Source organism: Nioella nitratireducens, assembly GCF_001879715.1.
Lineage (GTDB): Bacteria > Pseudomonadota > Alphaproteobacteria > Rhodobacterales > Rhodobacteraceae > Nioella > Nioella nitratireducens.
The window spans coordinates 138,557-158,051 of record NZ_MNBW01000004.1 but is presented as its reverse complement, the minus strand read 5'-3'; the positions used below and the strand labels follow the sequence as shown (position 1 = coordinate 158,051).

General features: G+C 63.8%; 18 protein-coding genes and 1 tRNA gene. 13 read left to right on the top strand and 6 right to left on the bottom strand.

The annotated features are described in order from the left end of the window. Positions 1–69 precede the first annotated feature (69 nt). The 9 genes from BKY27_RS05050 to BKY27_RS05010 all read left to right on the top strand — a co-directional run bounded on the left by BKY27_RS05050 (position 70) and on the right by BKY27_RS05010 (position 10,911). Positions 70–981 (top strand): carbohydrate ABC transporter permease, encoded by a 912-nt coding sequence (locus tag BKY27_RS05050; RefSeq protein ID WP_071673353.1) that lies wholly within the window; start codon positions 70–72, stop codon positions 979–981. Positions 982–996: 15 nt separating this feature from the next. Continuing rightward, entirely contained in the window at positions 997–1,845 is an 849-nt protein-coding gene (locus BKY27_RS05045) for a carbohydrate ABC transporter permease (RefSeq protein ID WP_071673352.1), read from the top strand. Beyond that, on the top strand, positions 1,842–3,926 hold the full coding sequence (locus BKY27_RS05040) for an alpha-galactosidase (protein ID WP_071673351.1): 2,085 nt from the start codon (positions 1,842–1,844) through the stop codon (positions 3,924–3,926). Before BKY27_RS05045 ends, BKY27_RS05040 begins: the two co-directional genes overlap by 4 nt. Further along, a complete protein-coding gene (locus BKY27_RS05035; protein ID WP_071673350.1) occupies positions 3,923–5,632 on the top strand; it encodes an IlvD/Edd family dehydratase in 1,710 nt (569 codons plus the stop codon). Before BKY27_RS05040 ends, BKY27_RS05035 begins: the two co-directional genes overlap by 4 nt. Positions 5,633–5,896: 264 nt before the next feature. After that, on the top strand, positions 5,897–6,664 hold the full coding sequence (locus BKY27_RS05030; protein ID WP_071673349.1) for an SDR family NAD(P)-dependent oxidoreductase: 768 nt from the start codon (positions 5,897–5,899) through the stop codon (positions 6,662–6,664). After that, positions 6,661–7,563 carry a 2-dehydro-3-deoxygalactonokinase gene (locus BKY27_RS05025; RefSeq protein ID WP_071673348.1) on the top strand — a complete coding sequence of 301 codons (903 nt, stop codon included), beginning with the start codon at positions 6,661–6,663 and terminating at the stop codon, positions 7,561–7,563. The genes BKY27_RS05030 and BKY27_RS05025 overlap by 4 nt, the downstream gene beginning before the upstream one ends. After that, on the top strand, positions 7,560–8,165 hold the full coding sequence (locus BKY27_RS05020) for a 2-dehydro-3-deoxy-6-phosphogalactonate aldolase (protein WP_071673347.1): 606 nt from the start codon (positions 7,560–7,562) through the stop codon (positions 8,163–8,165). Before BKY27_RS05025 ends, BKY27_RS05020 begins: the two co-directional genes overlap by 4 nt. Continuing rightward, positions 8,162–9,013 (top strand): SMP-30/gluconolactonase/LRE family protein, encoded by an 852-nt coding sequence (locus BKY27_RS05015; protein WP_071673346.1) that lies wholly within the window; start codon positions 8,162–8,164, stop codon positions 9,011–9,013. Before BKY27_RS05020 ends, BKY27_RS05015 begins: the two co-directional genes overlap by 4 nt. Continuing rightward, entirely contained in the window at positions 9,010–10,911 is a 1,902-nt protein-coding gene (locus tag BKY27_RS05010) for a beta-galactosidase (protein WP_071673345.1), read from the top strand. Before BKY27_RS05015 ends, BKY27_RS05010 begins: the two co-directional genes overlap by 4 nt. Before the next feature lie 529 nt (positions 10,912–11,440). Here the strand turns inward: BKY27_RS05010 and BKY27_RS05005 are convergent. Both BKY27_RS05005 and BKY27_RS05000 read right to left on the bottom strand, forming a co-directional pair. Continuing rightward, positions 11,441–11,515 (bottom strand) — tRNA-Asn (locus BKY27_RS05005). A 68-nt stretch (positions 11,516–11,583) separates the two neighbouring features. Continuing rightward, positions 11,584–12,462 (bottom strand): MBL fold metallo-hydrolase, encoded by an 879-nt coding sequence (locus BKY27_RS05000; protein WP_071673344.1) that lies wholly within the window; start codon positions 12,460–12,462, stop codon positions 11,584–11,586. Between the two features lie 39 nt (positions 12,463–12,501). Between BKY27_RS05000 and BKY27_RS04995 the strand changes: the two genes are divergently transcribed. Then, positions 12,502–13,818, top strand: a complete 1,317-nt coding sequence (locus BKY27_RS04995) for an ATP-binding protein (protein WP_071673343.1) — start codon at positions 12,502–12,504, stop codon at positions 13,816–13,818. Positions 13,819–14,456: 638 nt separating this feature from the next. Here the strand turns inward: BKY27_RS04995 and BKY27_RS04990 are convergent. From BKY27_RS04990 to BKY27_RS04975, 4 genes are all read right to left on the bottom strand, one after another. Next, entirely contained in the window at positions 14,457–15,056 is a 600-nt protein-coding gene (locus tag BKY27_RS04990; RefSeq protein ID WP_071673342.1) for an alpha-ketoglutarate-dependent dioxygenase AlkB, read from the bottom strand. Then, entirely contained in the window at positions 15,016–15,696 is a 681-nt protein-coding gene (locus tag BKY27_RS04985; RefSeq protein ID WP_071673341.1) for a Rossmann-like fold-containing protein, read from the bottom strand. Before BKY27_RS04985 ends, BKY27_RS04990 begins: the two co-directional genes overlap by 41 nt. Positions 15,697–15,997: 301 nt before the next feature. Then, positions 15,998–16,297, bottom strand: coding sequence for a type II toxin-antitoxin system RelE/ParE family toxin (locus tag BKY27_RS04980; protein ID WP_071673340.1), 300 nt, complete (start codon positions 16,295–16,297; stop codon positions 15,998–16,000). Between the two features lie 8 nt (positions 16,298–16,305). Further along, entirely contained in the window at positions 16,306–16,572 is a 267-nt protein-coding gene (locus BKY27_RS04975; RefSeq protein ID WP_071673339.1) for a hypothetical protein, read from the bottom strand. 207 nt (positions 16,573–16,779) lie between these two features. Between BKY27_RS04975 and dusA the strand changes: the two genes are divergently transcribed. The 3 genes from dusA to BKY27_RS04960 all read left to right on the top strand — a co-directional run bounded on the left by dusA (position 16,780) and on the right by BKY27_RS04960 (position 19,445). Then, positions 16,780–17,778, top strand: a complete 999-nt coding sequence (dusA, locus tag BKY27_RS04970; RefSeq protein WP_071673338.1) for a tRNA dihydrouridine(20/20a) synthase DusA — start codon at positions 16,780–16,782, stop codon at positions 17,776–17,778. A gap of 63 nt (positions 17,779–17,841) precedes the next feature. Continuing rightward, the gene (locus BKY27_RS04965) at positions 17,842–18,666 is read left to right on the top strand and encodes a sulfite exporter TauE/SafE family protein (RefSeq protein WP_071673337.1); all 825 of its coding nucleotides are present in this window, start codon (positions 17,842–17,844) and stop codon (positions 18,664–18,666) included. After that, entirely contained in the window at positions 18,663–19,445 is a 783-nt protein-coding gene (locus tag BKY27_RS04960) for a hypothetical protein (protein WP_071673336.1), read from the top strand. The genes BKY27_RS04965 and BKY27_RS04960 overlap by 4 nt, the downstream gene beginning before the upstream one ends. The last annotated feature ends 50 nt before the right edge of the window (positions 19,446–19,495 follow it).

Below are 19,495 nucleotides of genomic sequence, written 5' to 3'. Positions count from 1 at the left end.
GCCATCGCATCCGCAAGCTGCTGTCCCCGAGGGCGGCTTTCGAATGCGCGCTCTGCCGGAGGAGAGGACATGACCCCCGCCACCCCGGACCAGACCTGGGTCCAACGCAACCGTATGACGATCACGCCGATCCTGTTCCTTTTGCCGGGTCTGCTGTTCTTCATCGTCTATGTCATCAGCCCGATTTTCCAGAGCTTCTCGATCTCGCTCTATGAATGGGACGGGCTGGGGCAGGCGGACTATATCGGTCTCGACAACTACCGCGAATTGATGACCGACCGATCCTTCGAGGTGTCATTGTGGAACAACGTTAAGTGGCTGGTGCTCTACCTGCTGGCGATCCCGGCGGGGCTGTTCATCGCGCTTTTCCTGAACCAGACGGTGCCGGGCATCCGCCTTTACAAGTCGCTCTTCTTCTTTCCCTTCGTGCTGAGCCAGGTCGTCGTGGGCCTTGTCTTTTCGTGGTTCTACCTGCCGCGAGAAGGGCTGCTGAACGCGGTGCTTGGCCTCTTCGGGGCAGGGCCGGTCAACGTGTTGGGCGACCCCGGCCTTGCCACCTATGGCATCATCGCGGCGGGCCTGTGGCCTCAGACGGCCTATTGCATGATCCTCTACCTCACCGGGCTGAACGCCGTGAACCCCGAGCAGATCGAGGCCGGGCGTCTCGATGGGGCCAAGGGCTGGCGGATGCTGTGGCACGTGGTGCTGCCACAACTCAAACCCGCCACCTTCATCGCCTTCGTGGTAACGATCATCGGCGCGCTGCGCAGCTTTGACCTGATTTCGATCATGACCAATGGCGGCCCCTTCGGCTCGACCCGCGTGCTGAGTTTCCTGATGTTCGAAAAGGCGCTGTCCGAATACGGGTTCCGCATGGGCTATGGCTCGGCCATCGCGGTGGTGCTGTTCCTGATCATGCTGATCTTTATCGGCTACTTCCTGTGGCAGATGTGGCACGACGAACGCGTCGCGCGGCGCTGAGCAAGGAGAGAGACCATGTTCCCGACCCCGATCCAGAAACGCAGCCGCCCGGTGCAGATCACCTACCAGACCTTCCTGCCGCTGGCGCTGATCCTGTGGCTTCTGCCGCTCTTGGCCGTGATGCTGTTTTCCATCCGGCCGCTCAGCGATTTCACCAATGGCAATTACTGGGGCGTGCCGTCCTCTTTCGAGATGTTCCACAACTATGGCCGGGTCTTCTTCGAAAGCGACATGCCGCGTTACCTGATGAATTCGGTCTTCATCACCGTGCCCACCGTCATCGGCGCGGTGGCCCTGTCCTGCATGACGGGCTTTGCACTGGGCATCTACCGCTTCCGGGGCAACCTGCTGATCTTCTTCATGTTCATCGCGGGCAACTTCGTGCCCTTCCAGATCCTGATGGTGCCGGTGCGCGACCTGACCGTTTCGACCGGGCTTTATGACACCAAGACCGGGCTGATCCTGTTCCACATCGCCTTCCAGACCGGGTTCTGCACCCTTTTCATGCGCAATTTCATCCGCGCGCTGCCCTATGAACTGATCGAGGCCGCGCGGGTCGAGGGCGTTGCCGAATGGCGTATTTTCTGGTTCGTGGTGCTGCCCCTGATGCGCCCTGCCATCGCGGCGCTCAGCGTGTTGGTCTTCACCTTCATCTGGAACGACTATTTCTGGGCCATCGTGCTGACCCAAGGGTCCGGCGCGCAGCCCGTGACCGCCGGTATCACCAGCTTCAACAGCCAGTTCGTGGCGCAATACCATCTGATGAGCGCGGGCAGCATCGTTGCCGCGATTCCGCCGGTGGCCATGTTCTTCGCCATGCAGCGACATTTCATCGCCGGTCTGACGCTTGGGGCCGTGAAATGATCCGAACCTGGCGGCTGGACGATTCCGGTCAAACCCTTGTGCTTGGGTCCGGCGCCGACGGGCTGGCGGAACTGGTCTATTGGGGCCCGCGCCTGCCGGATGGCGAGGATCTGGTGTCGCTCTACCGCGCCCATGCCCTCGACGTGACCGGCGGGATGCTGGACGAAAACCCGGCCCTGTCGATCTGCCCGGACGCCACGCAGAGCTTTCCCGGCCAGCCCGGCCTGATCCTGCACGATGCCGTCGGCGCGCCGATCTGGCCACGTTTGCGCTTTGACCGCGCCGAAGAGTCCCCGGACGCCCTGACACTGGTCTTCACAGACCCGGCCCACGGTCTGACCTATACGGCGCGCCTGTCGGTCGACCCACAGACCCACACGGTCGCGGCGCAGGCCACCCTGGATTCCACCGCGCCGGTGCACCTGCACTGGCTGGCTGCCCCGGTCTTTCCCGCGCCCCAACAGGCCGACGAGATGATCGACTTCTCCGGTCGCTGGTGTGGTGAATTCCAGATGGCCACCACGCCATGGTCCGCCGGGATCCGCGAACGCGAAAACCGCACCGGCCGCACCGGGCATGAACATTTCCCCGGCCTGATCGTGCCCTGCCGGGGCGCGACGAACACCGCAGGGCAGGCCTATGCCTTTCACTACGGCTGGTCCGGCGGGCACCGCATGGTGGCCGAAGAGCTGCCCGATGGCCGCCGCCAGATTCAGTTCGGCCACGCGAGCGGGACCGAAACCACCCCCGGCACCCATTTCGAAACCGCGCCGCTTTACGCCATGCACTCCGAGACCGGCCTGAACGGCTGCGCCATCGGCTTCCAGCGCTACCTGCGCGACCGCATCGTGCAATGGCCCGAGCCCGATCGCCCGCGCCCGGTGCACTACAATTGCTGGGAAGCGGTCTATTTTGACCACAGCCTGCCCGACCTGAAAGACATCGCCACCCGCGCCGCCGCCCTTGGTGCCGAACGCTTCGTGCTGGATGACGGCTGGTTCGGGGAACGCGACGACGACACCACGTCGCTCGGCGACTGGCAGGTGAACCCGCGCAAATACCCCGACGGGCTGACCCCGTTGATCGACCATGTCCACGAGCTAGGCATGCGCTTCGGCCTCTGGTTCGAACCCGAGATGATCAACCGGCAGTCTCGCATCTGCGCTGCCCATCCCGATTGGGTGTTGGGGGCAGGGGACCAGATCCTCGGGCGGCAGCAAAACGTCCTGAACATGGCCCTGCCAGAGGTGCGCGATGCGCTGTTCGACAGCCTCTCCGCGCTGCTCTCGACCTACCCCATCGACTACATAAAATGGGACCATAACCGCGTGCTGCCGATGCCCGACGCGGCGCAGACCCGCGGCACCTACGCGCTGATCGACCGCCTGCGCGCGGCCTTCCCCAAGGTGGAAATCGAAAGCTGCGCCTCGGGCGGCGGCCGCATCGACTTCGGCATTCTCTCCCGCACGCAACGGGTCTGGCTTTCCGACAGCAACGACGCGCTGGAACGCCTGCGCATCCAGCACAACGCGGCGTTGTTCCTGCCCATGGCCGTCACCGGCAGCCATGTCGGCCCCCGCCACTGCCACACCTCGGGCCGCGTGCTCGACATCCGCTTCCGGGCCTGGGTCGCGGCGCAGCGGCATATGGGCTTCGAGATGGACCCGCGCGAACTGACCGAGGACGAGGCCACCGTGCTGACCCGGGTCACCACCTGGTGGAAGGCCAACCGCGACTGGATGCAGCGTGCCGACGTCCTGCGCCTCGACAGCGCCGATCCCACCGTGATCGCCGAACAGCAGATGTCGCATCGGGGCGACCGCTTCGTCGTTTTCGCTGGCAAAACCGACAGCTCTGCCCAGATCGCGCCGCGCCCCTTGCGGCTGACCGGCTTGACGCCAGCGGCCACTTACAAGATCGAGGTTCTGAACCGCGGCGACGCGCCGGGCCTCTCGCGCGGCGCACCCGCCCTCAAGACCGGGCCGCTCACGCTCAGCGGCGCCTACCTGATGAACCACGGCCTGACCCTGCCGTGGCAATTTCCCCAGACGATGTGGGTCGTGGAAGGACAAATCCAATGACGAAGGAGAGACGGAGCCGCGGCTGGTATGGCAAGATGGATAAGGACGGGTTCATTCACCGCAGCTGGATGAAGAACCAGGGCTTCCCCGACCACGCCTTCGACGGTCGTCCGGTCATCGGCATCTGCAACACGTGGTCGGAACTGACCCCGTGCAACTCGGGCCTGCGCGACCTTGCCGAAGGCGTCAAGCGCGGCGTGTGGGAGGCGGGCGGTTTCCCCGTGGAATTCCCCGTCATGTCACTTGGCGAAACCCAGATGAAGCCCACGGCGATGCTGTTTCGCAACCTGCTGGCAATGGATGTCGAGGAATCGATCCGCGCCTATGGCCTCGATGGCGTCGTGCTGCTCGGTGGCTGCGACAAGACCACGCCCGGTCAGCTCATGGGCGCGGCCTCTGTCGACCTGCCGACCATCGTGGTCAGCTCCGGCCCGATGCTGAACGGCAAGTGGAAGGGGCAGGATATCGGCTCTGGCACCGATGTCTGGAAGTTCTCCGAAGCCGTGCGCGCCGGTGACATGACGTTGCAGGATTTCATGGCCGCCGAATCCGGCATGAGCCGGTCCAAGGGTGTCTGCATGACCATGGGCACCGCCAGCACCATGGCGTCGCTCTGCGAAGCGATGGGGATCTGCCTGCCCACCAACGCCGCCCTTCCCGCCGTCGACGCCCGCCGCATGGCGCTGGCGCATCTGACCGGCAAGCGCATCGTGGAAATGGTGGACGAGGATCTGAAACCTTCCGACATCCTCACCCGCGCGGCGTTTGAAAACGCCATTCTCGCCAATGCCGCCGTGGGCGGGTCGACCAATGCCGTCGTTCACCTGCTGGCCATGGCAGGCCGCGTCGGCGTCGATCTGACGCTGAAAGATTTCGAACTGGGCGGCGACATTCCCCTGCTGGTGAACTGCATGCCGTCAGGCACATACCTGATGGAGGATTTCTGCTACGCGGGCGGTATGCCGGTGGTGCTGAACGAGCTGGGCAACCACCTGCGCGCGGCGAAAACCGTGCTTGGCGGCGATATCTCCGCCTATGCCGATGGGGCCGAATGCTACAACCGCGATGTGATCCGCGCCTTCGACGATCCGTTGAAACCGGCGGCGGGCCTGCGCGTCCTGCGCGGCAACCTCGCCCCGGATGGTGCAATCATCAAACCCTCTGCTGCCACCGACGCGCTGCTGGAACATGAAGGCGAGGCTTACGTCTTCGAGACCATCGAAGACCTCAAGGCCAATATCGACCGCGACGACCTGCCCGTGACCCCCGACACGATCCTTGTGCTCAAGGGCTGTGGCCCCAAGGGCTATCCGGGTATGCCGGAAGTGGGCAACATGCCGATCCCGAAAAAGCTGGTCCAGCAGGGCGTGCGCGACATGGTCCGGGTATCCGACGCCCGCATGTCCGGCACCGCCTATGGCACCGTCGTTCTGCATGTCTCGCCCGAGGCGCAGGCGGGCGGCACTCTGGCGCTGGTCAAGACCGGCGACCGCATCCGCCTGTCCGCCGCGCAAGGCCAGCTCGAACTGCTGATCTCGGAAGAGGAGCTCGCCACCCGCCGCGCCACATGGCAACCCGACCCACCTCACTACACCCGTGGCTACGCCAGGATGTATGTCGATCATGTGCTCCAGGCCGACAAGGGCGCGGACCTCGACTTCCTAACCGGCAAGGACACCCGCCCCGTCACCCGTGAAAGCCACTGACCCCACCTTCTTCTTGGCCCAAATACTCCCGCCGGAGGCATCCCGACCTCTCAATTGACCGACCTGCCGATCCATGCGCCAGTCATTTCGATTTCCCGTGGCAACGCGGCCCGAGGAGGCCCCCGCGCAAGCGGGGGTTGACGAGGGGCGCTCCCGGATCGACGCCAAAGGCGGCGAAACCGCAATTCATATGCACGGGGGGGTGTACAGGGGGTGTACGCCCGGTGCACGGGGGGCAGCCCCCGAAATTCGAAGGAAAACCCGATGACTCACCCGATCTATCCCGACCTGGACGGCGCGTCCGTCTTCATCACCGGCGGCGGCTCCGGCATCGGCGCGGCCTTGACCGAGGGCTTCCTGCGCCAGGGTGCGAAAGTGGCGTTCGTGCAGCGGTCCGATGCCTCCGGCTTCGTGGAAGAAATGGAGGCAAGTACAGGAAATCGCCCGCTTTTCCTGCCTTGCGATATCACCGATATCACCGCCTTGCAAAGCTGCATCGCGCAGGCCGCACAGGCCCACGGCCCACTTGACGTGTTGGTCAACAACGCCGCCAACGACAAGCGCCACACCACCGAAGACGTGACCGAAGAGTTCTGGGACTGGTCCCAGTCGATCAACCTCAAAGCCTATTTCTTCGCCTGCCAGGCTGCCGCCAAGCATATGAAAGAAAACGGAAAAGGCGCAATCATCAACTTCTCGTCGATCTCCTACATGATGGGCAATTCAGGCTATCCCGCCTACACCACGGCCAATGGCGGCATCACCGCCATGACCCGCAGCCTTGCGCGCGAATTTGGCCCCCACCGCATTCGCGTCAACGCCCTCGCGCCGGGTTGGGTTCTGACGCAAAAACAAAAGGATCTCTGGGTCACCCCCGAAGGTCTTGCCGCGCATCTGGACCGCCAATGCCTGAAGGATACACTGGCCCCCGAAGACATCGTCGGCGGCACGCTCTTCCTTGCCTCCGACAGCGCGAAAATGATGACAGGTCAGGTACTTGTCATAGATGGCGGGGTCGTGGTGACGGGATGAAAAAGACGAATTGGATCGCGGTCGACTGGGGCACATCGCAGCTCAGGGCATGGGCCATCGGCCTGGACGGCGCGGTGCTGGACAGGGCCGCGTCTGCGGATGGAATGGGCGGGTTGACGCAGGCAGAGTTCGAACCCGCGCTCCTGCGCCTCATCGCCCCGTGGCTTGGGGACGGACCCACCCCCGTCATCGCCTGTGGTATGGTTGGTGCGAAACAAGGCTGGGTCGAGGCCCCGTATCGCGCCGTTCCCTGCCAACCCGGCGCGGCCGTGCCGATGACACCCCCCACCCAGGACAGGCGGATCAAGCTCCACATCCTGCCCGGCGTCAGTCAGGACAGTCCCGCCGATGTGATGCGCGGGGAAGAGACGCAAACCGCTGGTGTCATTCACGAAAACGCTGCCTTCGATGGGGTCCTTTGCCTGCCCGGCACCCACACGAAATGGATTCACATCTCTGCGAAAGAGATCGTCAGTTTCCGCACCGCGATGACCGGCGAGCTTTTTGCGCTGTTGTCGCAGCACTCGGTCTTGCGCCATTCGGTCGGGGGCGACGATTTCGACCGCGATGCATTTGACACGGCCGTTGGCGAAACCCTCTCCCGCCCGGAACGCCTCGCACAATCGCTGTTTACCATCCGTGCCGAGGGGCTGTTGCACGGCCAGTCGAATGCCGCAGCCAAGGGGCGCCTGTCCGGTCTTCTGATCGGCGCGGACCTGGCCGCCGCCAAACCCTATTGGCTTGGTCAACAGGTGCAGATCGGGGGCGCGCCCGCGCTGGTGGCGCTCTATGCCCGTGCGCTGGAAATTCAAGGGGTTCAATGCCTTACACGGGACTCTGAAACACTGACCCTTGCGGGGCTGCGCCTCGCCCATGCCAAACTGACGGAGGCCCCATGAGCCGCCCTATCATCGCCATCCTGCGTGGCATCACACCGCCCGAGGCCGAACCGATCACCGAAGCGCTCATCGCCGCCGGGATCTCCCGGATCGAGGTGCCGCTGAATTCCCCCGACCCGTTCGACAGCATTGCCCGCATGGCACGCCGCTTTGGCGCCGACGCGCTGATCGGTGCAGGCACGGTTCTGACGCCGAAGGATGCCGCCCGTGTGGCCAAGGTCGGCGGCCAACTGGTGGTGTCACCCAACATGGATGCCGAGGTGATCGCAGAAACCAAACGCTTGGGATTGCAGAGTTTTCCCGGCGTGATGACGCCCACGGAATGCTTCGCCGCACTTCAGGCCGGGGCGGATGGACTAAAGATCTTCCCGGCCAGCCTGATTGGCCCCGGTGGCGTGAAGGCGATCCGCGCGGTGTTGCCCACGGGCACCCAGGTCTATGCCGTGGGCGGCGCGGGGTCGGGAAACTTTGCCGAGTGGTGGCAGGCGGGTATCGACGGGTTCGGCATCGGCACCGCGCTCTACACCCCCGGTCTGTCCGCCGAGGACATCAGTCACCGGGCGACGGCGCTTGTCGCCGCCTTCGATGAGGCCACGGCATGAGGGCAAGTGTCTTCGATGCGCGCCCCTGCGACCTTGGCGAAGGGCCGCTTTGGCACCCCGAGCGGGGGCAGCTTTTCTGGTTCGATATCAATGGCAAACGGCTGATGACGCGGGGTCAGGATTGGGCTTTTGATCGCCATGCCTCGGCTGCCGGCTGGGTCGGGCGCGACGCGCTGCTGGTGGCGACGGAAACCGACCTTTTGCTGGTCAATGTCGAGAGCGGCACGCAACAGCACGTTGCGCCGCTGGAGGCCGACAATCCGGGCACCCGCTCGAACGATGGCCGCGCTGACCCGTGGGGCGGTTTCTGGATCGGCACGATGGGGAAGGGGGCCGAACCAGGCGCGGGCGCGATCTATCGCTATTTCCGGGGCGACGTGCGGCGCCTCTTCGACGGGATCACCATCACCAACGCGATCTGTTTCGCGCCCGATGGCGGCTATGCCCATTTTGCCGATACCAAGCGCGGGACCGTCTGGCGGCAGCGCCTGTCCGACAAGGATGGCTGGCCCCTAGGAGAGCCGGAGGTGTTCCTCGATCATGGCCCCGATGGCCCCAATCCCGATGGCGCGGTGGTGGATTCAGATGGCAATTTCTGGTGCGCCGAATGGGGATCGTCCCGCGTGCGGGCCTATGCGCGCGACGGGTCCGTTCACCGCGATGTGGGGCTGCCCGTGTCGCAGCCGTCCTGCCCCGCGTTCGGCGGACCGGAGTTGCGGGATCTCTACGTTACCACCGCGCGCGAAAGCCTGACCGAAACCGATCTTGCGCGGGAACCATTGGCGGGGCAGGTCTTCGTCGCCACCGAAACCGCTCAAGGACAACGCGAACACGAGGTCATCCTGTGAAACGCACGCTTGGCACTTGTTATTACCCGGAACACTGGCCCGAAGCGCAGTGGGCAGAAGACGCCACCCGCATGGCCGAGGTCGGCCTGACATGGGTGAGGATCGGCGAATTCGCGTGGTCGCGGCTGGAACCGACACCGGGCGATCTGCGCTTTGACTGGCTTGACCGGGCGACTGAAACGCTCGGGGCGGCGGGGCTGAAGGTTGTGCTGGGCACACCCACGGCAACCCCTCCGCGCTGGATGCTGGACAAACACCCCGACATGCTGGCCGTCGATGCCGAGGGTCGGCCACGCGGCTTTGGCTCTCGTCGGCATTACTGTTTCAGCCACGAGGGCTATTTGCGGGAATCGGCGCGGATCACGCGGCTATTGGCCGAACGCTACGGGGCCAACCCGCATGTGGCGGCGTGGCAGACAGACAACGAATATGGCTGCCACGACACGGTGGTGTCCTATTCCGACGCCGCGCGCGTCGCGTTTCGGGCATGGTGCACGGCGCGCTACGGCACCATCAAGGCCCTGAACGATGCATGGGGCAATGTCTTCTGGTCAATGGACTACAACGAGTTCAACCAGATCGACCTGCCCACCTTGACGGTGACAGAGCCGAACCCGGCACATGCCCTGGCCTTCCGGCGCTTCAGTTCGGATCAGGTGGCGCGGTTCAACGCGGTGCAGGTCGAGATCATTCGGGAGCTGTCGGATGCGCCGATTTCACACAACTACATGGGCCGCGAGGTTGCCTTCGATCACTACGATACCGGGCGACAGATGGAGATTGCCACGTGGGACAGCTATCCCATGGGATTCCTCGAAGACCGGATCGAGGCCGATGCAGCCCACAAGCGCCGCTACGCGCGGCAGGGAGATCCTGATTTTCAAGCTTTTCACCACGACCTGTACCGCGCCGTCGGACAGGGTCGTTGGTGGGTGATGGAACAGCAGCCCGGCCCGGTGAACTGGGCCCCCTACAACCCTACGCCGCTGCCGGGGATGCCGCGCCTTTGGGCGTGGGAGGCGTTCGCCCACGGGGCCGAGGCGGTGTGCTATTTCCGTTGGCGGCAGGCCCCCTTTGCGCAGGAACAAATGCATGCGGGCATGTTGCGCCCTGACAGCGCGCCCGCGCAGGCCTTTCACGAGGCCGCGCAGGTCGCCCGCGAATTGGCGGACCTGCCCGAGGTGGAAGCGGGCCAAGCCCCGGTGGGGCTGGTTTTTGACTATGCCGCAGCTTGGGCTTGGGCCGTGCAGCCGCAGGGCCGGGGGCAAGACTATTTCCGTCTGGTGTTCGAGACCTACCGGGCGCTGCGAAAACTGGGGCAGTCGGTTGACATCCTGCCGCCGGACACCGACGACCTGACGGGGTATCGGCTGGTTCTGGCCCCCGGCGCGGTCACGCTGTCCGACCGCTTCCAGGCCGCGATGGCCGCCCACGACGGGCCGGTAATCCTTGGGCCGCGCACAAATGCCAAGACGGCCGAGATGCATATGCCTGTGCCGCTGCCGCCCGCGATCCCCGGCCTCGACGTGACCGTTGCCCGCGTGGAATCCCTGCGCCCCGACATGCCGGTGCCGCTGGCAGGTGGCGGGCATCTGCATCTCTGGCGCGAAGAGTTGGAAGGGGCGGAGGAGGTCATCCTTGCGACCGCCGAAGACGGGCAGCCGGTGGCGATGCGCGCGGGCCATGTCACCTATCTGGGTGGCTGGCTGGACGAGGCCGCGCTGATCCGCTTGCTATCGGCTGCGTTGCAAGAGACCGGGGTCAAGACCGTCGCGATGCCGGAAGGGCTGCGGCAACGGCAGGCCGGGGGCATTCGGTTTCTGATCAACTACGGGGCCGAGCCGGTTACGTTCGAGGGCGTGACCCTGCCACCAGCCGGGGTTCACTGGATGCGGTAAAACCTGTACCCTTTGCGAAGCCACGCGCAGAGGGGCGGATAAAGGGGTGGGTTTTCTGCCCTGGGGCCAGAGGGTTAGCCGACATAGCTTGGTTGTACGGTGACCCCTTGCTGAGCCGATCTTGTGCAGGCCAAGGCAATGGTCAGCGCCGCGCACCCGTCTTCGGCAGTGCCCGCGCCCCGTTCGCATTGGTAACGTCGGCACGGCTAGTTTTCACGCGGATGAAGCGTCCGCCCGCTTCGCCAGCGGCATAGTAGGTTGTGCTGCGTCGTCCCACTGACAGGTTGAACCTTGCAAGGTCGGTATCATGATACCGCTGAGTGAAATCCTGCCGTCAACGAGGCCCTGGGTGATCTTCTGGTGCGGCATGACCGTCTCCATCGCTTTGGCCGAATTTTGACCGGCCGGTCAGCGATGTTGTCGGTCCTTGTCGGTAGATTGCTCAAGCGCAAGCTTCAGGTTGGACACTGATTTAATCAGGACATAACAATCATCTTGCGCGACGCGGTAGCAATGGGGGCAAGATATATGGCTCCGGCGGTAGGGATCGAACCTACGACCAATTGATTAACAGTCAACTGCTCTACCGCTGAGCTACGCCGGAACTGGGGGCGATATAGCAATCTGGATTCCCGGCGTCCAGAGGGTTTGACGCAAAAAGTTCAACTTCTTCTACGGGGCGCGAAATGGGCCTGTTGCGGAAAGCGTGTCTACTGGTTCCGCGAGGTTTCTTTCAACCAGATCAATGAGATGCGCGAGCACATTGCGCTCTGCCATCGGTAGAAGCCGAGGGTCGACGTCGGTGTAGATCCGGCGCGTCAGGGCGGAGGGGGTGGCGGGCCCGTTGGCAAGGGCCTTCAGAATCTGTGCCTCGCGTCCATCGCGGTGGTCCAGCAACTGCTGACAGCGCGCCGACGGATCAATTATCGCCTCTCCATGGGCCGGGTAATGGATGCGGTCATCGCGCGCGATCAGGCGTCGCAGGGACTTGCGAAACGCGGTCAGGTCGCCATCGGGGGGCGAGATCAGCGAGGTCGCCCACGCCATGACAAGATCACCGACGAACACCGCGCGGTTCCACGCGAAGGCGAGGTGGTTGGCCATGTGGCCGGGCGTATGGATCGCCTCGATGCGCCAACCGTCGCCCTCCACAATCTCGCCATCCGCCAACAGGCGGTCCGGGTTGAACGCCGCATCGACACCTTCTCCGCCGCCGATCAGCCCCTCGGTTGCCAGCGCCTGCATCCTTGGCGAGCGGCCCCAATCGCTCGGGCCTGCCGCCAGAACGGGGGCGCCGGTGGCCGTGGCGAGGGGCCGGGCCAGCGGCGAGTGGTCCAGATGGGAATGGGTAACAAGGATACAGGTAATCCGTTGACCCGGGCCCACGGCGTCCAGAATCGCCTGAAGATGCGGCTCGCTCTGCGGGCCGGGGTCGATCACTGCGATGTCGGTCTCGCCGATGAGGAACGTGTTGGTGCCGTGCAGCGTCATGGGCGACGGGTTTGGCGCGGTCAGGCGGCGCAGGCCGGGGGTTAGCTGAAGGATGGTCATCTCTCTTTCCTCGGGCTTCCCCTGCGGGTTAGATGGGGTATGCGTTGGACCTGGCTCAAGACCTTCATGCCGCGCGGGCTTTACGGGCGCGCCGCACTCATCCTGATCGTGCCGATTGTCACGGTGCAACTTGTCGTGTCAGTGGTCTTCCTGCAACGCCATTTCGAGGATGTCACGTTGCAACTGACCTCGGCGCTCGGGCTTGACCTGCAATTGGTGGAACAGGAACTGCAAGAGACCGACCTGGCGACGGCGCTGCGGCTGGCCAACCGTCTGGACCTCGACGTGAGCCTTGCCGACCCGCCGGATTGGGCGGCGGTGCAAACCGAGCGGCGGCGGTGGTACGACCTGTCGGGCCTGGTTGTCGTGCGCACGCTGCACAGCATGTTGCCGGATGTGACATGGGTGGATCTGGCGGAAAACGAGCGGGCGGTCATTCTGGGCCTCGATGCGGGCGGGCGGTCGCTGCGGATCGAGGCGGCCCGGCGGCGGGTTTCTGCCTCGAACCCGCACCAGCTTTTCGTCATCATGTTTTTCACCGGTATCCTGATGACCGCCGTGGCCTTCATCTTCTTGCGCAACCAGTTGCGCCCCATTCGCCGGCTGGCCCGCGCGGCAGAGGCTTTCGGCAAGGGGCGGGTGGTGCCCTACAAGCCGTCTGGCGCGCTTGAGGTGCGGGCGGCAGGGCGCGCCTTTCTGGATATGCGGGCCCGGATCGAACGGCAGATCGAACAGCGCACAATGATGTTGTCGGGCGTCAGTCACGATCTGCGCACGCCGCTGACCCGGATGAAGCTGGGCCTGTCGATGCTGGACGATCCGACCGAAGCGGAAGACCTGTTGCGGGACGTGTCCGAAATGGAGTCGCTTCTCGACACCTTTCTTGCCTTTGCCCGGTCCGAGGCGTTGGATGACCCCGAACAGCTCGATGTGCTGGACCTCGCCCGCAGCGTTGTCGAGGATGTGCGCCGCATGGGCGGCACGGTCGAAATGGTTTTGCCGGACGAGGCCCCGAGCGTGGCGCTGCGCGGGGGCGCCGTGCGCCGTGCGGTGTCCAACCTGCTGACCAATGCCCTGCGCTATGGCAGTCGCGCGCGGCTGACCGTGACCGTGCTGGACCGCGCCCTGCGGTTCACGGTCGAGGATGATGGCCCCGGCATCGCGCCCGAGGACCGCGCGCGTGCTGTCCGGCCATTTGCCCGGCTCGACGAGTCGCGCAACCAGAACCGGGGCGGTGGCGTCGGTCTGGGGCTGGCCATCGCCAATGACATCGCTCGCGGGCACGGCGGCACCATGCGGTTGTCAGAGAGCGAGGATCTTGGCGGGCTGCGGGTCGATCTGGTTCTGGCGCGGTAACGGGCGCAGGGGGCTGGCCCGGACCATTTGGAAACCGGTCTGTGGTGAACCGTCTCAGCGCGCCGTGGCTGGCCAGAGATCTGACAGACGGCAGGCAGATCGTCTCGGGCGGCGAAACGGTCCTATCCTGCCAGCACATCCCCTGAGACGGAGTCGTCGTGCTCTCGCACCCGGCGAGCCTGAAGATTGACGCCGGAATAACCAATACCCTGACCAAATTGTCTATCTCAAAAAATCCTTGCCCGATTTCGTTTTGCATCAAGCGTTTTCAGTGGAACGGGGCGGTCACATCATCATCAATGCCGTCGGGGGGCGACCGCACAGGGACACTCGGAAAACGGCGGCCATTTCCATATCCGGCTGATTTGTGCGATGAGACGCCCGAAACGGGCACGTTCGGGACGATCAGGGCGCAGTCCAGCGAACCTCCCCGCCGCCGCGCACAATTCGAAGATCCACGAACCATGCAGATAGAACACCACGCCAGATTGTCCGTCGCGCCCATGATGGATGGTGGCGATTTCCGCTGAATATCAATGTGTTGTGTGTGACCGTGTGCAGCGTGTGTTCATGTTTTGATCGCGTGATATCGCGCTACGTCGCGTTTTCTTCGCTCCTTTTTTTCAAGGCGGCGAAAATCAGTTCTCAAATCTCATCTGCCGAAATGTCAGCGAAATGCGCCGCGTTCGTTGGAACCTCTGGCTTTTGACAAGATCTGTCTTTCTGGCCGGAATGGCATGCGTCCATTCATGGCGGGCTTCGCCTGCCATAACCAACAGGCTGTCGGGCCGGAGAAGAAGATCCATTTTCCGGGAAGACTTCTGCGAGGCGAACCGCATCACGCATGCCGAGAGAAGGCTCAGGGATGCTATCGTCTCCCCGAAGCAGGGTTGGCAATCCACGTGAGCCGAGATTCCTTGTCCCGGCTGGTACTCATTGACAATCATCTGCTCAGGCACGGTTTGAAAATGACCTTCATCGGTCAATCGCTTCGCCAACTGCTGGAACAGGTCTGGCAGTGGCCCAAGGTAATCTTCCCGCCGGGCCTGCCGCGCCTTGTAGTCGTAACGATAGCCGTAGTGCTGCACCCGTCGCTTCAGATCGGTGCGCCAGGGGGCCGCGTCGATTGTCTGAACAAGCCTGTCGGCCTCATCCTCAGGGATGTAGTTTTCCAGATAGGTCAGCCCGTCGGGCCACTCATCCGGAAAAAACGAAAGTTGCGAAGGCGGTGTGGCCATCGGCGGCGGACTCCTCGTTGGCCGTGTTCTGGTGGGTATATCCCGGGTAGTCTTTGGGGTCGAAAGTGTAGATCGCCGGAGCCGCAAAACCCGCCTTCCGCGCCGCCTCGTCCATCTTGAACGCGCCCTCGTAGAACGGGCTGTCCACGGTCGAGATGACGACCAGGCCGCCCGGTTTCAAATGGTTCCGAGCGCTCTTGAGGAACCTTGTCACCAGGACATGATTTGGATTTTGCCCGTAGCTTGGGTCGCGTGAGGCCACGTTTGGAAACTGGAAGATGATCGTTCGGAACTGGCGTTTCCCAATGGGGTCGGAGAGCCGTGTGGCATCCACGCCGGTTTTGACGCGGCATCCCAGCTTCAGAAGTCTTCGCGCATTGTCGTAGGCCGTGTCCGTCAGGTCCTCCTCTGCCTCGAACACTGTCGCCAGGATCGAGGAGGTTGGAACGCGCGGCTTGCGCGACATCGTTAGCGCAAAACTCAGATTGCCTTCACCGACAAACAGAACACTTCCCGTGCGCATGCGGGCGGGAAAGTCGAATTTCGCCGACACCTTGGCCAGTTTCTTTGTCGACAAAGCTGGATATCGGAGCGCCTGGTGAATGGCCTCCTGAAGCGTTGCGCCGCGAAATTCGTTCATGGTGATCCCCAGACCAGTTTTGCAAAACTTCGACAGATTGCCGTTATGCAGTTAATCCCTGGTTAATCATGCGTTTATCGCATTCCGCACCTCTCGCTGTATCCGGAGCTGCGCGTTCTGTGCGTACGACATGCAAAAAATCGGAACGCTGGCCGTTCGATGATGCTCTCTTGTCCGGTAAAACCGCTGCGCCCTATTTCGCGTTTCGGACAAAGTCATTTAAAATCGATCATCTTTTATAGTTTGGCTCCGTACAGCTCGGCATGACCGCGCTTCCGAATTCAAGCACTCAGGCCGGCCATCAGAGCCGGTTTGCCAGCCGCTGCAGGACATCCATTTTCTCGTGCAAGACGGCGATGATGATGGGGCGGTCGATGACTGTCCAGAAGATGTAGTGACGCTGGCATCGATGGATGCAGATCTCGTCAGGCAATTGCGGTAATGATCGTGACGGTGCTCGTCTGCTCCCGATCGCGTCGAAGCAGTCCCCGAGCTGATCCAGGTACTTGTCCGCTTGTTGGGGTCCCCAGGTTTCAAAGGTGTACCGCCATATACCCCGAAGGTCTTCTTCCGCCGCAAGCGTAAGGTCGTAGCTCGGCATGGATCGGGCTAGACCCCTGCGCGCTTGCGTTCTTCGCGCCGGATCTCGTCAAGGGACTTGCCGGAAAGCTCGCCGCGCCGTGCTTGCTTGATCCTCGGCTCCAGGAAGTTGGCCAGCGCCATGAAAGCCTGGTCCTCGCTCATCCCGGCAAGGGTAGGGGCGTCACCAAGCGCCCGACCCAGGACATAGTCCTTGATGCTCTGCCCCTTGAGAGCAGCGATGGCCTTGAGCTTCTGGTGGTCTTCCGGCGAGATATCGATCGAGAGTCTGGGCATGCCATGAAGGATAGTCGAACACGCCCCACATTACAACATTTGTTGAAGCAAGAGGGTCCGACGACGTCCCATTCTCGAAGCGAGCCCACCCAAACACCGCCGTCTTCCTGTCTATGTACGGGGTGGGGTGGCGGGACAGACGCCGTGTGCGTATGGTGTGCACAGCGGGTCCGTTCTGGTAGTGGGCGCACCTGAGGAGAACTCTGAATGCCCGACAACGCAGCCACCGCGGCAGCGCGCCTATCTTCCGCGCCTATGATGGATTGGACCGATCGCCATTGCCGGTTTTTTCACCGGCAGATGACCTCGCAGACCTTGCTCTATTCCGAGATGGTCACGGCACCTGCGATCCTGCATGGCGACCGCGACCGGTTGCTGGCCTATCATCCTGCCGAACATCCGGTGGCCTTGCAGCTTGGCGGCTCTGATCCTGCGGATTTGGCCAAAGCCACGCGGATTGCGGCGGGTTATGGTTATGACGAGGTCAACCTCAACGTCGGCTGCCCCTCGGATCGGGTGCAATCGGGCCTCTTCGGGGCCGTGCTGATGGAACGGCCCGCGCTTGTGGCCGCGTGTGTCGCGGCGATGATCGACGCCAGCCCGGTCGAAGTGACCGTCAAATGCCGGATCGGAGTGGACGACCAAAACCCCGAGCAGGTGCTGCCCGACTTTCTGCGGCAGGTCTCGGCGGCAGGTGTGACCCGTTTTTCCATCCACGCGCGCAAGGCGTGGTTGCAAGGGCTCAGCCCCAAGGAAAATCGCGATATCCCGCCGCTCGACTACGCGCTGGTGCATCGAATGAAGGCAGAATTTCCGCATCTGCACCTGTCAGTGAACGGCGGCATCGCCACGCTTGATGAGGTCGAGGCCCATCTCGCCGCCGGCATGGACGGGGCAATGATCGGGCGCGCCGCCTATCACACCCCGGCCGATGTGCTGCTCGATGCCGACCAGAGGGTGTTCGGCGCGGCCCATCCGCCAAAGACCGCGCATCAGGTGGCCGAGGCCATGCTGCCCTATATCGAAGCGCATCTGGCCGCGGGCGGCAAGCTGAATCAGATCACCCGGCATATGCTGGGCCTCTTCGCGGGCCGCCCCGGCGCGCGCCACTGGAAACGCATCCTGTCGCAAGAAGCCCACAAGCCCGGCGCGGGCCCCGAGGTGGTGGCGCGGGCGCTGGCGGCGGTTGGCCAGTTTGCCGCCTGAGGGCGCTTTCCATTCCCCGCAAGCTCTGGTTAAGTCGCCGCAAAACACGCGAGGGGACATGCGATGGCCGACTTCACCCAATACTTGCCGCTTCTGGGGCTTATCCTTGCCATAGGGGCCTTTGCCGGTGTGGTTGCGGGGCTGCTCGGGGTCGGTGGCGGCATCATCCTCGTTCCCGCCTTTTTCTTCGCCTTTTCCTCGCTCGGCTATGACACACCCGAACTGATGCAGATCTGTCTGGCCACCTCGCTTGCCACCATCGTCGTCACCTCCATCCGCTCGGTTCTGGCGCATAACCGCAAGGGCGCGGTGGATTGGGCGATTCTCAAGACATGGGGCCCCGGCATTGCCATTGGCGCGGCGCTTGGCGTGGTGGCGGCCTCGGGCCTCAAGAACGAGGTCTTGATGGGCATTTTCGGCGTGCTTGGCCTTTGCGTTGGCCTGTATCTTGCCTTTGGACGGTCCAGTTGGCGGCTTGGCGACGAGATGCCCAAGGGTGCGGCGCGGGCCGTCGTATCGCCCCTGATCGGGTTTCTTTCGGTGTTGATGGGGATTGGCGGCGGCAGCTTCGGCGTGCCGCTGATGACGCTTTATAACCGGCCCATCCACCGCGCGGTTGCCACGGCGGCGGGCTTTGGTGTCATCATCGCGGTGCCCTCGATGATCGGCTTTCTGCTGGTCGGCGGTGACGGTCCGGGGCGTCCGCCCTACACGATCGGGCAGGTCAACCTGGTGGCCTTCGTGGTCGTCGTCGCCATGACCATGATCACCGCCCCCATCGGTGTGAAACTGGCCCATGCGATGGACCCGAAACCCCTGAAGCGGATCTTCGCCGGGTTCATCATGATCATGGCACTCAACATGCTTCGAAAGGCGCTCGGGTTTTGAGCTGGCTTGCCGCCGGGTATCAGGTCTTCGGGCCGGACCCCCGGCTGCAAGACTGGCTTGCGCAGGCAACGCCGGCGGCGCTGGCCACCGCCCGCGACCCGGCACTGCGCGCGGCGTGGCTGCGCCATGGCGGCACGTGGTTTGCCGGGGTCAACGTGCTGGACAATGACGGCGCGGGCCGGATCAACGGATCGCCGCCGTTCGCCTGCGCGGCGCTCGATGCGGCACAACAGATCACCGGGCGGCTGCCGCTCGACACCGGGCAGGTCTCGGTCACCTATCCCGGCTATCCCCGGCAAGACCCGCAGGAAAGCGATGCCAATCACCGTTACCGGCGCGACCGCGATGCGGCGCATCTCGACGGACTGTTGCCCGTGGGGCCAGAGCGCCGCCGCTATCTGAAAGAGCCGCATGGCTGGATTCTCGGCGTGCCGTTGACCCGATGCGGGGCAGGGGCCGCGCCTCTGGTGGTGTGGGAGGGCAGCCATGCCATTATCCGCGCGCGCCTCGGGGCCGTGCTGCGCGCCCACCCGGTCGAGGTGTGGACCGAGATTGACCTGACCGACGCTTACCACGCCGCCCGCCGTGACGTGTTCCAGAGGTGCCGCCGGGTGGCCCTGCCCGCCGATCCCGGCGAGGCGACGCTGTTGCATCGGCTGGTTCTGCATGGCGTGTCCCCGTGGGCCGAAGGCGCAGAGGCGCCCGAGGAGGGACGTGCCATCGTCTATTTTCGTCCGCAATTGCCGGGCGGGGCGGGCGACTGGCTGGATTTGCCGTAACCTCCGCGCGCGACAGCGTCGATGGACCATGAAAAAGGGCCGTTTCCGGC